This window comes from Streptomyces sp. NPDC086766 (genome assembly GCF_044746005.1).
Taxonomy (GTDB): domain Bacteria; phylum Actinomycetota; class Actinomycetes; order Streptomycetales; family Streptomycetaceae; genus Streptomyces.
Genome location: NZ_JBIVBI010000011.1, coordinates 255,564 through 269,179, shown reverse-complemented (window position 1 = coordinate 269,179; position 13,616 = coordinate 255,564). Strand labels below are relative to the sequence as shown.

Below are 13,616 nucleotides of genomic sequence, written 5' to 3'. Positions count from 1 at the left end.
AAACCACGAACAGCCCCGCTGTAAGAGGCGGTGTGGCGTTCACAGTTTCATAGTGTTTCGGTGGTCATAGCGTGAGGGAAACGCCCGGTTACATTCCGAACCCGGAAGCTAAGCCTCACAGCGCCGATGGTACTGCAGGGGGGACCCTGTGGGAGAGTAGGACGCCGCCGAACAAATTTTGGGAAAAGGCCCACACCAGAAATGGTGTGGGCCTTTTTCTTTTGCCTGCACTACGGTTGCGCCCATGAGCAGCCTCGACAGCGACGAGAAGTACCTGGTCCGTGCCATACGGGCCGATGAGTGGCCCGCGGTGAAGGCGTTGCGGCTCCTCGCGCTCCAGGACCCGGTGGCGCACCTGGCGTTCCTGCAGACCTACGAGCAGGCCGCGGCCGAGCCGGACTCCTTCTGGCAGGACCGGGCGGCCGGCGCTGCGGAGGGCGCGACCGGTGCCCGGCAGTTCGTCGCCGAGGCGCCGGACGGCACATGGGTCGGGACGGTCACCGTGCTGGTGGAGGAGGCCGGTACGACGGACTGGGCCGGCTTCCCGGTCGAGCGGCGCCAGGGCCATGTCGTCGGCGTCTTCGTGCAGCCGGAGCACCGGGGGTGCGGCCTGACCGAGGTGCTGTTCGTGGAGGCCCTGGAGTGGGCCTGGGGGATCGGGGTGGAGCGCGTCCGGCTGATCGTGCACGAGGACAACGGGCGGGCGCAGCGCTTCTACCGCAGGGTGGGCTTCCTGCCGAGCGGTGTGACCGTGCCGCTGGCGGGCGGCTCGGCGGAGTCGGAGCTGGAGTACGTGCTCGAGCGTCCCTGAGGTGGTTCCCGAAGCTCTCCGCCGGCGCGGTGGGTCACCGTGTTCAGACGGGGAGTTCGTCCTGCGGCCAGCGGCTGCGGGCCTGTTCGCGGGAGCGGAGCAGAGCCAGGGTCGGCAGGCCCCGGTCCACTCCCGAGGCCAGCAGCTCGGGCAGCCGGGGGAGGGGAGCCACGGCCGCCACGTCGTCCAGGACCAGGGTGAATGGTGGGTCGAGCCGACCGGAGGATGACCGTTCGGCCATGCGCCGGCCGCGCTCGACCACGCTTGAGGCGAGTGCCGTCAGGAAGGGCATCGCACCCGGCTGGGTCCGGGGATCCTCGATGGATTCCCCCACCGCATAAAGCGTGCCCCCTTCGCTCACGAAGGAATCCAAGGCGAGCGCATCAGTTCGGTTTGGAGTGCAGGCTTCCCGGATGTTGACCGTGAGGAGCGCGGACAGCGCACGGCTCGTCAACTCCTGTGCGACGTCGCGGCGCTGAGGGTGCGAGGTGAGCGCGGACTCGAGTTCGCCCGCCGATCCGGGCGCCGCCTTGGGGTTCGTACGGAGGGCGCGGACGGCCTCCTGCACCTGGGTGCCCTGGGACCAGCGGTGGACGTGGCGGACGGTGCGGCCGTCGACCGCGGCGGCGTGCAGGTAGCTGCGCAGCAGGAGTTCCGCTGTTTCCGCCAGGGTCCGGTCGATCTTGGCCGTGGGGCGGACCGGCGCCAGGAGCGCGGCGGCCCGGGCGGCCGCCGTCGTCTGGTCCTCGCACCCCGAGGTGGGGGACCAGTGCAGGCGGGCCGGGGTGTCGCAGAGATGGGCGGGGTCGTAGAGGAGGACCGGGCCCAGTTTCGCCCGGGAGTCCTTGGTGTCCTGCCACAGGGCGGGGTTCGAGGTGACCACGAGGGCGGGTCCCTCGGCGTCGCGGATCGCCTGGGCCGCTGCGGTCTGACGGCGCTCTCTCGGGGCCACGACGACGCGCTCCCGGCCGCCCACCCGTTCGGCGGCGACCGGGGCGGCGGAGGGCTCGGGACCCGGTGCCGGCGCCGGGGTCGACGCGGGCACGGCGTCCACCGCCGCCGCTGTCGCCACCTGTGCCGGTGTCGCGGGCTGCGGCACGTCCGTGGGCTGCTGTGCCTCGATGCCCTCGATGTCCGGCTGGGGGAGCGTCAGATGGGGCTGGAGAGGCGGCTGGCCGGGCGCCGAGGTCGTTCTCTGGATCGGGACCTCGTGGTGGGCCGGAGTCGGCGCCGAGGCGGTCTCCGCGGGCCCCGGCTCGTTCCGTGCCGCCGCCCGGTCCGCGCGTCTTCGCGTCCGGCCCGCTCTCCACCGGGCCACCGTGCCCATCACGAACACGGTCAGCACCAGCAGCACCATCAACTGCCCGATGAACAGCCCCCAGAACAGGCCGTACCCCGACAGCCCTTCGGGTGGGGAGTCCGGCCAGGCGCCGGGCATGTCGTGCGGCGCGCCGATGAGGTGGCGCATGGCCAGGGGCGTACGGGCGAAGGTGACGCCGGGCGGCCAGGCGCCCTGGGCGAACAGGCCCGCGAGGCCGGTGGCCGTCCACACCAGCACGGTCATGCCGAGGAGGAAGGCGAGGAGGCCGAGCAGCAGTCCGTCGGGGATGCCTCCCTGGCCGTCCGGGCGGCCCTGTCCCCGCTCGCGGTCGTCCGGTCGCACGCGCCTCCTCCTAGGCGACCGTCGACTCGGAGGAGCCGTCCAGGTCGGTGATGTGCTGTTCCATGAAGGCGGCCGCCCGTTCCTCCGCCTCCCGTTCGGCGGCGCGCAGGGCGTCGTCCTCGGCCAGGTCGCTGGACGACTCGGTCATGGCGCGGTCGGTGAAGACCAGCGGGCGTTCGGTCTCTGTGACCAGGTGTTTGACCACCTGGACGTTGCCGTTGACGTCCCACACCGCGATGCCGGGGGTCAGCGTGGGGATGATCTCCACGGCCCAGCGGGGCAGGCCGAGGACCCGTCCGGTCGCTCTGGCCTCGTCGGCCTTCTGGGCGTAGATCGTCCGGGTCGAGGCCATCTTGAGGATCGCGGCCGCCTCCTTGGCCGCCGCTCCGTCCACCACGTCGGACAGGTGGTGGACGACCGCGACGAAGGACAGGCCGAGCCGGCGGCCGAACTTCAGCAGCCGCTGGAACAGCTGGGCCACGAACGGGCTGTTGATGATGTGCCAGGCCTCCTCGACCAGGAAGATGCGCTTCTTCCGGTCGGGGCGGATCCAGGTGTGCTCCAGCCACACGCCGACGATCGCCATCAGGATCGGCATGGCGATGGAGTTGCGGTCGATGTGGGAGAGGTCGAAGACGATCAGCGGGGCGTCCAGGTCGATGCCGACCGTCGTGGGGCCGTCGAACATGCCCCGGAGGTCACCGTCGACCAGGCGGTCCAGGACGAGCGCCACGTCCAGGCCCCACGCCCGTACGTCGTCCAGGGCGACGTTCATCGCCTCCGCCGACTCCGGTTCGGGGTGGCGCAGTTGTTCGACGATGTCGGTGAGCACCGGCTGGCGTTCGACGATCGTCTCGTTGACGTAGGCGTGCGCGACCTTGAGCGCGAAGCCGGAGCGCTCGTCGAGGCCGTGGCCCATCGCGACCTCGATGATGGTCCGCAGCAGGGCGAGCTGCCCGGTGGTCGTGATCGACGGGTCCAGCGGGTTGAGCCGGATGCCGTGGTTCAGGGCGGCCGTCGGGTCCAGCCGGATCGGCGTTATCCCCAGTTCCTCGGCGATGAGGTTCCACTCGCCGACGCCGTCCTCGCCCTGGGCGTCGAGGACGACGACCTGGCGGTCGCGGAAGCGCAGTTGGCGCAGGACGTACGTCTTCTCCAGCGCCGACTTGCCGTTGCCGGACTCGCCGAGGACCAGCCAGTGCGGTGCGGGGAGCTGCTGGCCGTAGAGCTGGAAGGGGTCGTAGATGTATCCCTTTCCGGAGTAGACCTCGCGGCCGATGATGACGCCGGAGTCGCCGAGGCCGGGCGCGGCGGTCGGCAGGTAGACCGCCTGGGCCTGTCCCGTCGACGTGCGCACCGGCAGCCGGGTCGTCTCGACCTTCCCGAACAGGAAGGACGTGAAGGCGTCCGTGAGGGCGGTCAGCGGGTCCCGCATCAGAGCATCAGCCCCTACCGTCGGATTCCGGTGGCGAACGGAAGCGTGTTCACGAAGGCGCGGTGGTGCTCGCGGTCGCACCACTCCAGCTTCAGGTACGACTTTCCGGCCGAGGCCCGGATGGTCCGCTTGTCGCGGGCGAGGGACTCGGGGGAGCGCGCGGAGACGGTGATGTAGCCGACGAGGTTGACGCCGGCCGCGCCGCTGGCGAGGTCGTCGCCGCGCTGGTCGAGGCGCTGGTGGGCGGCCACGTCGCGCGGGTCCACGGTGCGGTTCATCTTGGCGGCGCGGCTGGCGTCGGCGACGTCGTTGGTCTTCTCCGTCAGCATCCGCTCGATGGCGACCTCGGTGGGTTCGAGGTCCATCGTCACGGCGACGGTGCGGATGACGTCCGGGGTGTGCACGAGCAGCGGGGCGAGGAAGTTGACGCCCACCGGGGTCAGCGGCCACTCCTTGATCCAGGCGGTGGCGTGGCACCAGGGCTCGCGGGTGGACGACTCGCGGGTCTTGGCCTGGAGGTAGGTCGGCTCCATGGCGTCCAGTTCGGCCGGCCAGGCGTTGCGCTGGGTCATCGCCTGGATGTGGTCGATCGGGTGGTCCGGGTCGTACATGGAGTGGATCAGCGAGGCCAGCCGCCCCTGACCGAGCGGCTGCCGTACGCGGATGTCGGCCTCCTGGAGCCGCGAGCAGATGTCGGTGAGCTCGCGGGCCATGACGACCGCGAGGCCGGCGTCCCGGTCGAGTTTGCGGCCGCCCTGGGGCCGGACGGCGCGGGCCATGGCCTGGGCCTCGGCGGCGAGGTCGCGCGTGTAGTGCATGCAGGCGACGAGGTAGGCGCGGTGCTGCTCGCTGCTGGTGGAGACCATCGACTGCAACTGGTCGTAGGAGCGCGCGAGCCAGCGCGGTGCCCGCTCGTCGCCGCGGACCGAGACGTCCTTGGCGTGGGCGTCGGGGTCGGCGGGCAGGGTGCGGGCGAGCATCTGCAGGCGGGTGACGAAGCCGTCGCCGTTGGCCACGTGCTTGAGCAGGGTGCCGAAGCGGTCGACGAGGGCCTCCTGGTCCTCGGAGTCGCGCAGGCCGACGCCGGGTCCCTCGATCTCGATGCAGGCCGTGACCGTCTTGCGGTCGGCGTGCAGCAGGACGGCGATCTCGTCGGGGCCGAAGGGGGCGGCGAGCCAGCTGATGCGTCCGATGCCCGGCGGCGGGCCGACCTCGATCTCCCGCCCGTCCAGGCGCGTGCCGGCCTCGACGGCGCCGGAGCGGTAGGCGGCGCCCCGTTTGACGGTGCGCTTGTAGGTGCGGTTGATCTCGAACCACTTGTAGAACGTGCGGTGCCGGTAGGGCACGTAGACCGCGGCCAGTGCCAGCAGCGGGAAGCCGGTCAGCAGCACGATGCGCGCGGACAGCACGGGGACGAGGAGTCCGCACATCATGCCGAGGAACGCTCCGGCGATGATCAGGGCGATCTCGCCGGACTCGCGGTTGCGGCCGACGATGGCGTTCGGCCGGGCGCGGCCGATGAGATATGTACGGCGGGGCGTGACCGTATGGGACACGTGGGACTCGGCCGTCAACGCCCTTCACCTCCCGGGCTCTTGCTGGTGCTGTTGCGGGTGCTGCTGGCGTGCGGGGTGTTCACCGGGCTGGGGGCGCGGGGAGCGGGTGCGGCGGAGGGGACGGATCCGCCGCCGCCGTCCGGGACGCGCGAGCTGTGCGCGGCGACGCCTCCGGAGGCGGGGTTGGCCTGACGGGGGGTGGACGACTGGCCGCCGCCTGCGCCGCCGTGGCTGTCGGCCCGGGTGCTGTGGGTCTTGATGCCCTGGGCGACCAGGGAGGCCGGGGAGCTGATGACCGCGGCGGCCTTGCCCTCGGCGCCCTGCATGATGCGGTTGTTGCGGCCGGCCGCGATCTCGTCGCCGAAGCCGGGGACGAAGCGGTAGATCATCGCGCTGGCGAAGATGGCGAGCAGGATGATGGCGAGGCCGGAGACGACCGCGGAGAAGGCGCCGGGGCCGCCGTCGCCCGAGGACAGGGCGCCGGCCAGGCCGAGGACGATCACGATGACCGGCTTCACCAGGATGACGGCGATCATGATGCCGGCCCAGCGCCGGACGTGGCCCCAGAGGTTCTTGTCGACCAGGCCGGAGTAGACGACGGTGCCGAGGAGGGCGCCGACGTAGAGCAGGGCGGCGCGCAGGACGAGCTCCAGCCAGAGGACGCCGGCGGCGAGGATGGAGACGAGGGAGACGACGATCAGCATGATCGGGCCGCCGCCGATGCTGTCGCCCTTGTCCAGGGCGGCGGAGAAGGTGCCGAAGAAGGTGTCGGCCTGGTCGCCGGTGGCCCCGGCGAGGACGTCCGACACGCCGTCGGCGGCCGAGACGACGGTGTAGAGGATCAGCGGGGTGAAGGCGGAGGCGAGCACGGTCAGCCAGAGGAAGCCGACGGCCTCGGAGATCGCGGTGGAGAGGGGGACTCCGCGGACGGCCCGCTTGGCCACGGCCAGCAGCCACAGCACGAGGGTCAGGATCGTCGACGCGGCGAACACCACGGCGTACTGCTGAAGGAACTTGGGGTTGGTGAAGTCGACGTTCGCGGTCTCCTTCACGGCCTTGCTGAGCTTGCCGATGGTCCAGGAGGCGGCGTCGGCACAGCCCTTGGCGAGGGAGGAGAGGGGGTCGAGGGCGGAGGTGGGGGCGGAGGGGTCGGTGGTCAGGCCCTTGGAGCTCGAGGAGTTGCCCCGCTCGCAGTACTTCCTGGCGTCGCCGACGATCAGGTCGCAGGGGTTCTTGCTGGCCGACGGCGAAGGGGTGGGTGAGGGCGCGGCGAACACGTGGGTGGCCGCGAGCACGGCCCACGTCTGTACGGCCGCCACGACTCCGGCGAGCTCGAGCAGCCGCTGCTTGCTACCGGGCATACGTGAACCCTCCGTACTCTTCGGTGGCCTTGCGGATCTCGTCGGAGGTGGCGGCCTTGTCGTCACCGGGGACGGGGGCGGGGCCGTCCTTCTGCGCGTCGGAGACGATCTTCCAGTCGCCGCCCGACCACTGCAGGTCGAAGGTCCACGTCTTCCAGGTCGCGGTGACCGGGTCGGTCGAGCGCTCCCCGGCCATGCCGATGAGCCCCGTGTACCAGACCGCGACCTTGGCGTTGCCGGCGTCGTACTGCTGGACGGTGGTGCCGACCGGCACCACACGGGAGACGAACGTGTTCCCCGCGGGCGCCTCGCCGTTGGCGTTCAGGCCCATCTTGTTCAGGAAGTCGGTCGAGTAGGCCTGGTCCATCGGCTCCTGGAGCCTTGCTGCGGCCTGGGGGGTGTAGAGGAGGTCCAGGAGGGCGTGCCGGGTGTCCTTCTTGAACATGTCCGTCGAGCCCAGCGCCACGGCGTAGTTGGCCGCTGCCGACTGGGCTCCCCCGCCGTCGTGCGCGAACCCGGAGGGGACCCCGCCCGTCCTCGTCCGTACCGGTCGCTCCCCCGAGGCGGCCGTCGGGGCCGTACTCGGTTGGTCGCGGGGGGTGTCCCGGGCGGCGGAACCGTCGCCTCCACGGTTCGCGAAGGCGATCGCGGCGATGAGGAGCACGACCACGCCGACCACCGTGACCAGGCTGCGCGAGGACGAGCGGCCCCCGCGCCGCGCGCCTCCGTACGGGTCGCCGGCCCGCTCGGGGAGCCGTGTGCGGGTCTGCCCGCTGCCCCCGTACCCGTCGTCGGCGCGCGCGGAATCGCCGAATCCGTGCTCGTCTCCGAGACTCATGCCCCGTACGCCCCCTCGACCTCGTACCGGAACGCGTGGAAGTACGACGGTAGCCGTGCTGGTTCCCGCGCGGGCGCGGTGTAATGACTCGACATCAGGGAAACGCAACCTCGGCCGGTGGGCACGGTGGGTGGGAGGGGGCGGCGGGGGCACCGGGCGCGCCCGGGGGCACCGGCCGACGTCGCCGGTGGGGTGGCATGCGCACGCGCGCGCGGGTCATGCGCCGGTTACACGGCCATGCCGTACACGATGGTGAAGAGCGTGCCGAGCGAACCGATGATGAACACCCCTGTCAGCCCCGCGATGATGAGGCCCTTGCCCTGTTCGGCGCTGAAGGTGTCGCGCAGGGCCGTGGCGCCGATGCGCTGCTTGGCGGCGCCCCAGACGGCGATGCCGAGGCAGAGCAGGATGGCCACCGCCATCACCACCTCGATCATCACCTTCGCCTCGTTGCCCAGGCTGCCGAAGGGGCCCCAGTCCGGAGCGATCCCGCCGATGATGGTGTTGATGTCTCCCTTGTCGGCCGCAAAGAGCATGTAAGTCACCGCCCCTGTTGGGTAGTTCCGCGTCCCCCTGCGGGCGTGCAGAGGTCAGGCCTCATTCTCGCCGACAATCACGCCCAGGCATGTCGACTTGGCGTCATTGGTTGGCGGGTTTCGTACGAATACCTTGCCACCGCCGCGTGCCGAGCGGTCGGACGGCCGTGGGGAGGTGAACGAAGGCGGGTGTGGTCACTCTGTGTATCACGGCAGGTCACGCCGGGCAATGAAGAAGGACCGAAACCTGTCGTGTGGTTCCGTCGTTGACCCTTTTCCTGCTGGGCGCGGTTCCTGACGGCCGGTCGAGTGAGGGGTCGACTCGATGTTCTCACGCTTCGGAGTCGGGGAGCGTGAGCCGTCCCGGCGGCTGAGGGGGCGTCAGCGGGGCCGGAGGCCGTGCAGCAGGAGGTGGACGTGCTCGTCGAGGCCGGCGAGGGCCTCGTCGGGCGGCAGGCTCCCGTTGGCGACGAAGGCGGCGAGGCCGTGGATGCCGGCCGCCGCGGCGAGGGTGATGCGCTCGGGGTCGCCCGCCACGATCTCGCCCCGCCGCTGCGCGTCCGCGATGAGCCGGGTGAAGGACCCCACGGACCGGTCGACGGCGGCGGCGAGCTGCTCGGAGACGTCGGGATCGTGCTTGCGGGCGAACATCAGCTCCAGCAGTGCCGCGTTGTCGACGGCGAACCCGAGGTAGGCGCGCGCCAGCGCGGCGAGCCGCCGCTCCAGTGGCCGCGCGGGCTCGTCGGCGCCCTCCAGGGCCTGCGCCAGCCGTTCGAAACCGGTCAGCGCCAGGGCGTCGAGCAGGGCCTGCTTGTCCTTGAAGTGCCGACCCGGCGCGGCGTGGCTGACGCCGGTCTCGCGGGCCAGTTCGCGCAGTGAGAGGGCGGCGGCCCCCCGGTCACGCAGCGTGCGCTCGGCGCCCGTCAGCAGGGCGGCGCGCAGGTCTCCGTGGTGGTAGGGGCGCTGGGATGGCATGGGTGTCATGGTAACCCGATGTAGTCGATGCCAGCATGGTTGTCGCCGTCACCATTGTTGTCGTTGACAGCATTGTTGGCGACGCCTACATTGCGGGTATGGCTGACACCACCTCCGCCGCGGGCGGCGCGCGCCCTCCGCGCAGGCACACCTGGAACACGACCGACCTTCCCGGCCTCTCCGGCCGAACCGCCGTGATCACCGGCGCCAACAGCGGCATCGGCTTCGCGGCCGCCGACGCGCTGGCGCGGGCGGGCGCCCACGTGGTCCTCGCCGTACGGGACCAGGAGCGGGGCCGGGCGGCCGCGAGCCGGATCTCCGGCAGCACCGAGGTCCGGCGCCTGGACCTGGCCGACCTGGCCTCGGTGCGGGACTTCGCCGCCTCCTGGACGGCCACGCTGGACCTGCTGATCAACAACGCCGGCGTCATGATGCTCCCAAGCAGCGGACGAAGGACGGCTTCGAGACGCAGTTCGGCACCAACCACCTGGGCCACTTCGCGCTGACGAACCTGCTCCTGCCGCGCGTCACCGGCCGCGTGGTCACCGTGTCCTCGAGCGCCCACCGCTGGGGCCGGGTCCGGATCGACTTCGACGACCTGAACCAGGACGCCGGTTACACCCCGCAACGCGCCTACGCCCAGTCGAAACTGGCGAACCTGCTCTTCACCCTGGAACTCCAGCGCCGGCTGACCGACTCCGGCTCGCCCGTCCGCGCCGTGGCGGCCCACCCCGGCTGGGCGGCCACCAATCTGCAGAACCACGCCGCCAACCCGGTCGTGCGCGCGGTCATGCAGGTCGGCAACCGGTTCCTGGCCCAGGACGACCGCGCGGGCGCCCTGCCGACGCTCTACGCCGCGACCCAGGACCTGCCCGGGGCGAGCTACGTGGGCCCCGGCGGCCCGGCGGAGATGCGGGGCGCCCCCACGCTGGTGGGACGCACGCCCGCCGCGAGCGACCCCGAGACGGCCCGCCGGCTGTGGACGGTCTCGGAGGAGCTGACGGGAGTGCGCTTCCCCCTGACGGCCGGGGTGTGACGCAGGGGCGGACGGGGAATCCGGAGCTCAGCGGGTCGGTCGGGCCGCGACGGTCGCGGCCACGACGGATCCGGCTGCGACGGTTCCGGGTACGGCGGTTTCGATCGGGCGGACTCACACCGGCCGGGCGGGGTCCGGCGCGGGCGGGCTCCGGCGGGCCCGGCCGGGGCGGCCCCGACGAGACCGGTGGGCTCCGGTTCCGGCGGGGACCGGTGGGTTCGGCTCCGGCGGGACCGGCCGGTTCAAGCTGCTGTGATCGGGCGTTCTGAGGAAAATCTCGGTGAAGTCGAGACGGGTTTCTCATCTTCGTGGGACAGAGTGGGGCCTGATGAAGCGCACCTCAGGTACCAAGAGCCCCGCCCATCACGCCCGCTGCCGTACCGGCCCCCGGCAGTCCGCGCTGTTCGGCGCGCTGGTGCTGCTGGCCGCCACCTCGGCGTCCGTCGCCGCGGCCGACGACGGGCCCGGCCCGCTCGGGGTGACCGCCGTGGCCGAGACGACCACGCAGAGCGCGCGGGTCGGGGCGCTGTTCGCCGCCGGGGCCGGCGACCTCGCCGGACACCACTACTGCACCGCCTCCGTCGTGCACAGTCCGCACCGCAACCTGGTCGTCACCGCCGCCCACTGCCTGGGCGGCGACAAGGACCTGGTGTTCGTGCCCGGCTACCGGGACGGCAAGGCGCCCTTCGGCGTCTGGCGGGTCAAGAGGCGCTTCCTGCCGGGCGGATGGACCAGGGACGAGGACGAGGACAGCGACGTCGCGTTCGCCGTCCTCGACGAGCAGGGCGGCAGGGGCATCGAGGACACGGTCGGCGGCAACCGCTTCGTCACCGGCATGGCGACCGGCGCCACCGCGGTGACGCTCACCGGTTACCCCAACTCGCGCGAGGCGCCGATCAGCTGCACCAACAAGCCGCGCGCCCACAGCCGCACCCAGCAGCGCATCGACTGCCCCGGGTTCACCGGCGGCACCAGCGGCAGCCCGTGGATCAACGGCGACCGCGAGGTCGTCGGCGTGCTCGGCGGACACGACCACGGCGGCACGACCGCGGACACCTCCTACAGCGTCGCCTTCGGCGCGGAGGCCGCGCACCTCTACGCGGACGCGGCGGGCGACCCGTGAGGGCCGGACGCCGGCGGATCGTGACGTTCCCGGCCGGCGCGGCCCCGCGGATCCGGCACCCCCACCCGGCCGGGTTTGGCGTGTAAGCGTCTTGCACCGCGCCCCGGTTGCCCGAGGTCGGCCGAAGGGCGGGCTGTGGCGCCGCCACGTGCCGTTTTCTCCGTGTGTGTGATCATCCCCGAAGGGCAGGGGCCGCCTCTAGACTGACGGGGGCGGACTCCCGGGCCACGGAGGGCGGTTGACGGTGCGTAGGGCATGGATCGTGACGATCGCAGCCGTCGGCTCCGCGTTCGCCTTCGTGACGCTGCTCGTCGTCGGGGTGTACGTCGTCGCCGGGAACATCGTCAACGGCGTGGCCGGCGGCACCGTCGGACTCGCGAAGGGGTCCGTGCCCGCCGCCTACCAGCCCCTGGTGCAGAAATGGGGCAACCTCTGCCCCGCCATCAACCCGGCGTTGCTAGCCGCCCAGTTGTACCAGGAGAGCGGGTTCAACCCGAACGCCCGGAGCGCGGCCGCGGCACAGGGCATAGCGCAGTTCATCCCCGGCACCTGGGCCACCCACGGCATCGACGGCGACGGGGACGGCGAGCGCAACGTCTGGAACCCGGCCGACGCGATCCCGTCGGCCGCCTCCTACGACTGCGAACTCGCCAGGTACGTGCGGACCGTGCCGGGGAACGCGACGCACAACATGCTCGCCGCGTACAACGCGGGTGCGGACGCGGTCATCAGGTACGGGGGAGTACCGCCGTACTCGGAGACCCAGAACTACGTGAAGACCATCACGACGCTGGAGAAGAGCTTCGCCGCGCCCGTCGCCCGGGTGGATCCGTCCGAGCAGGCCGCCGGGGCCATCTCCTACGCGCAGGGGAAGCTCGGCACGCCCTATCTGTGGGGCGGCGACGGCACCGCCGACCAGGGCGGGCGGTTCGACTGCTCGGGACTGACCAAGGCCGCGTACGAGCACGTGGGGGTCACGCTGCCCCGGGTCGCCAACGACCAGTACAACGCCGGACCGCACCCCGGGCGGGACGAACTGCTCCCCGGCGACCTGGTGTTCTTCTCGGACGACCTGACCAATTCGCGGGCCATCCGGCACGTGGGCATCTACGTCGGCGGCGGCTACATGATCGACGCGCCGCGGCCGGGGGCCGTGATCCGGTTCGACCCCATCGACACGCCGGACTACTTCGGGGCCACCCGGGTAACCGAGGATGGCGCGAAAGCGCTCCCCACCAAGGTGTGAACCGAGCGTGAACCCACCCCCTGAGCTGCGATGACGAGTCTCTCTTCGATAACGTCTGCGTGATCATTCGGTGGAGTGCGGAACGTATCAATCGGGGTCGTGCGTTCCTGTTGACGTAGCCGAGCGGACGTCGTACGGAGCGCGTGTCCCACGCGCGGGCGGCGGAAGCGGATCTACGACCACGGGGGTGGGCAGGAGGGGCGCACACAGGGTGCGCCCGTCAGAACGCGACGAAGGGGCCGCAGCACCATGGCTGGACTCGCCGAATCCGGGTCGAACCCCGACGTCAACCTGCTCTACGACATCAATGGCCTGGCCAAGGAAGCGCCGCACTGGTTGGACCGGGTCATGGCGTACGTCGGCGAGTTCGGGCTGCTGTTCGCCATGATGCTGCTGGTGCTGGGGTGTTGGTGGTCCGTGCGCCGCCGGGGCGGCGAGGACGCGGCGACGCAGGTCGCCGCGCTGGTGTGGGCGCCGCTCGCGGCCGGACTCGCGGTCCTGGTGAACGTGCCGATCCGGGGCTTCGTGGAGCGCCCCCGGCCCTTCCTCGCCCATCGGGGCCTGGACGTGCTGGTCTCCGGCAAGACCGACTACTCGTTCGTGAGCGACCACGCCACGATCACCATGGCGATGGGCGTCGCGCTGTTCGTGGCCGACCGGCGCTTCGGGCTGGCCGGGATCGGGCTCGCGCTGCTCGAAGGGTTCTGCCGGGTCTACATGGGGGTGCACTACCCGACGGACGTCGTCGGCGGCTTCGCCCTCGGCACGGCGGTCGCGCTGCTGCTGTCGCCGCTCGCCATGGCCCTGCTGACGCCGGTGCTCAAGGCGGTCGAGGGGTCGGCGTGGGGCGGCCGGCTGGTGCGCGCGCGGCGGCGGTCCGACGGCGGCGGGGACGCCCTGATCCAGGAGACCCGGGCCGACGAGCGGACCGGCGCCACCGGGGAGCGGGACCTGGCCGCCTAGCCTCCGCGGCGGCCCGCTGCACAGAGGACCGCACCTCGGCGGCCGCTCCCACCGGCGGCCACTTCCGCGGAGC

At 71.7% G+C, this 13,616-nt stretch carries 11 protein-coding genes, 1 rRNA gene and 1 pseudogene; 6 read left to right on the top strand and 7 right to left on the bottom strand.

Translation table 11 applies throughout. The annotated features are described in order from the left end of the window. Positions 1–56 precede the first annotated feature (56 nt). A 5S ribosomal RNA gene (gene rrf, locus ACIPM1_RS21810) occupies positions 57–173 on the top strand. A 71-nt stretch (positions 174–244) separates the two neighbouring features. After that, on the top strand, positions 245–811 hold the full coding sequence (locus tag ACIPM1_RS21805; protein WP_402437110.1) for a GNAT family N-acetyltransferase: 567 nt from the start codon (positions 245–247) through the stop codon (positions 809–811). A 43-nt stretch (positions 812–854) separates the two neighbouring features. Here ACIPM1_RS21805 and ACIPM1_RS21800 read toward each other — a convergent pair whose 3' ends face one another. From ACIPM1_RS21800 to ACIPM1_RS21770, 7 genes are all read right to left on the bottom strand, one after another. After that, positions 855–2,474 (bottom strand): type VI secretion protein, encoded by a 1,620-nt coding sequence (locus ACIPM1_RS21800; protein ID WP_402437108.1) that lies wholly within the window; start codon positions 2,472–2,474, stop codon positions 855–857. A 10-nt stretch (positions 2,475–2,484) separates the two neighbouring features. Beyond that, positions 2,485–3,909, bottom strand: coding sequence for an ATP-binding protein (locus ACIPM1_RS21795; protein ID WP_402437106.1), 1,425 nt, complete (start codon positions 3,907–3,909; stop codon positions 2,485–2,487). Between the two features lie 14 nt (positions 3,910–3,923). Then, on the bottom strand, positions 3,924–5,483 hold the full coding sequence (locus tag ACIPM1_RS21790) for an SCO6880 family protein (protein ID WP_356186510.1): 1,560 nt from the start codon (positions 5,481–5,483) through the stop codon (positions 3,924–3,926). Beyond that, the gene (locus ACIPM1_RS21785; RefSeq protein WP_402437104.1) at positions 5,480–6,826 is read right to left on the bottom strand and encodes a hypothetical protein; all 1,347 of its coding nucleotides are present in this window, start codon (positions 6,824–6,826) and stop codon (positions 5,480–5,482) included. The genes ACIPM1_RS21790 and ACIPM1_RS21785 overlap by 4 nt, the downstream gene beginning before the upstream one ends. Further along, positions 6,816–7,664, bottom strand: coding sequence for a hypothetical protein (locus ACIPM1_RS21780; protein WP_402437102.1), 849 nt, complete (start codon positions 7,662–7,664; stop codon positions 6,816–6,818). The genes ACIPM1_RS21785 and ACIPM1_RS21780 overlap by 11 nt, the downstream gene beginning before the upstream one ends. Before the next feature lie 227 nt (positions 7,665–7,891). Beyond that, positions 7,892–8,200 (bottom strand): hypothetical protein, encoded by a 309-nt coding sequence (locus tag ACIPM1_RS21775; RefSeq protein ID WP_014673544.1) that lies wholly within the window; start codon positions 8,198–8,200, stop codon positions 7,892–7,894. Between the two features lie 381 nt (positions 8,201–8,581). Then, the gene (locus ACIPM1_RS21770; RefSeq protein WP_402437100.1) at positions 8,582–9,184 is read right to left on the bottom strand and encodes a TetR/AcrR family transcriptional regulator; all 603 of its coding nucleotides are present in this window, start codon (positions 9,182–9,184) and stop codon (positions 8,582–8,584) included. Between the two features lie 89 nt (positions 9,185–9,273). Here ACIPM1_RS21770 and ACIPM1_RS21765 point away from each other — a divergent pair. The 4 genes and pseudogenes from ACIPM1_RS21765 to ACIPM1_RS21750 all read left to right on the top strand — a co-directional run bounded on the left by ACIPM1_RS21765 (position 9,274) and on the right by ACIPM1_RS21750 (position 13,543). Next, positions 9,274–10,211, top strand: a pseudogene (locus ACIPM1_RS21765) (oxidoreductase). A gap of 328 nt (positions 10,212–10,539) precedes the next feature. Further along, a complete protein-coding gene (locus tag ACIPM1_RS21760; RefSeq protein ID WP_402437098.1) occupies positions 10,540–11,334 on the top strand; it encodes a trypsin-like serine peptidase in 795 nt (264 codons plus the stop codon). Between the two features lie 244 nt (positions 11,335–11,578). Then, positions 11,579–12,580: a bifunctional lytic transglycosylase/C40 family peptidase gene (locus ACIPM1_RS21755; protein WP_356186538.1), complete on the top strand. Its 1,002-nt coding sequence runs from the start codon at positions 11,579–11,581 to the stop codon at positions 12,578–12,580. 249 nt (positions 12,581–12,829) lie between these two features. After that, the gene (locus ACIPM1_RS21750) at positions 12,830–13,543 is read left to right on the top strand and encodes a phosphatase PAP2 family protein (protein WP_402437096.1); all 714 of its coding nucleotides are present in this window, start codon (positions 12,830–12,832) and stop codon (positions 13,541–13,543) included. Positions 13,544–13,616 lie beyond the last annotated feature (73 nt).

Bases quoted from the DNA above. Each gene is read 5' to 3' on its own strand.
- ACIPM1_RS21805 (WP_402437110.1), top strand. From the start codon at position 245: ATGAGCAGCCTCGACAGCGACGAGAAGTACCTGGTCCGTGCCATACGG.
- ACIPM1_RS21795 (WP_402437106.1), bottom strand. From the start codon at position 3,909: ATGCGGGACCCGCTGACCGCCCTCACGGACGCCTTCACGTCCTTCCTG.
- ACIPM1_RS21785 (WP_402437104.1), bottom strand. From the start codon at position 6,826: ATGCCCGGTAGCAAGCAGCGGCTGCTCGAGCTCGCCGGAGTCGTGGCG.
- ACIPM1_RS21780 (WP_402437102.1), bottom strand. From the start codon at position 7,664: ATGAGTCTCGGAGACGAGCACGGATTCGGCGATTCCGCGCGCGCCGAC.
- ACIPM1_RS21775 (WP_014673544.1), bottom strand. From the start codon at position 8,200: ATGCTCTTTGCGGCCGACAAGGGAGACATCAACACCATCATCGGCGGG.
- ACIPM1_RS21770 (WP_402437100.1), bottom strand. From the start codon at position 9,184: ATGACACCCATGCCATCCCAGCGCCCCTACCACCACGGAGACCTGCGC.
- ACIPM1_RS21760 (WP_402437098.1), top strand. From the start codon at position 10,540: ATGAAGCGCACCTCAGGTACCAAGAGCCCCGCCCATCACGCCCGCTGC.
- ACIPM1_RS21750 (WP_402437096.1), top strand. From the start codon at position 12,830: ATGGCTGGACTCGCCGAATCCGGGTCGAACCCCGACGTCAACCTGCTC.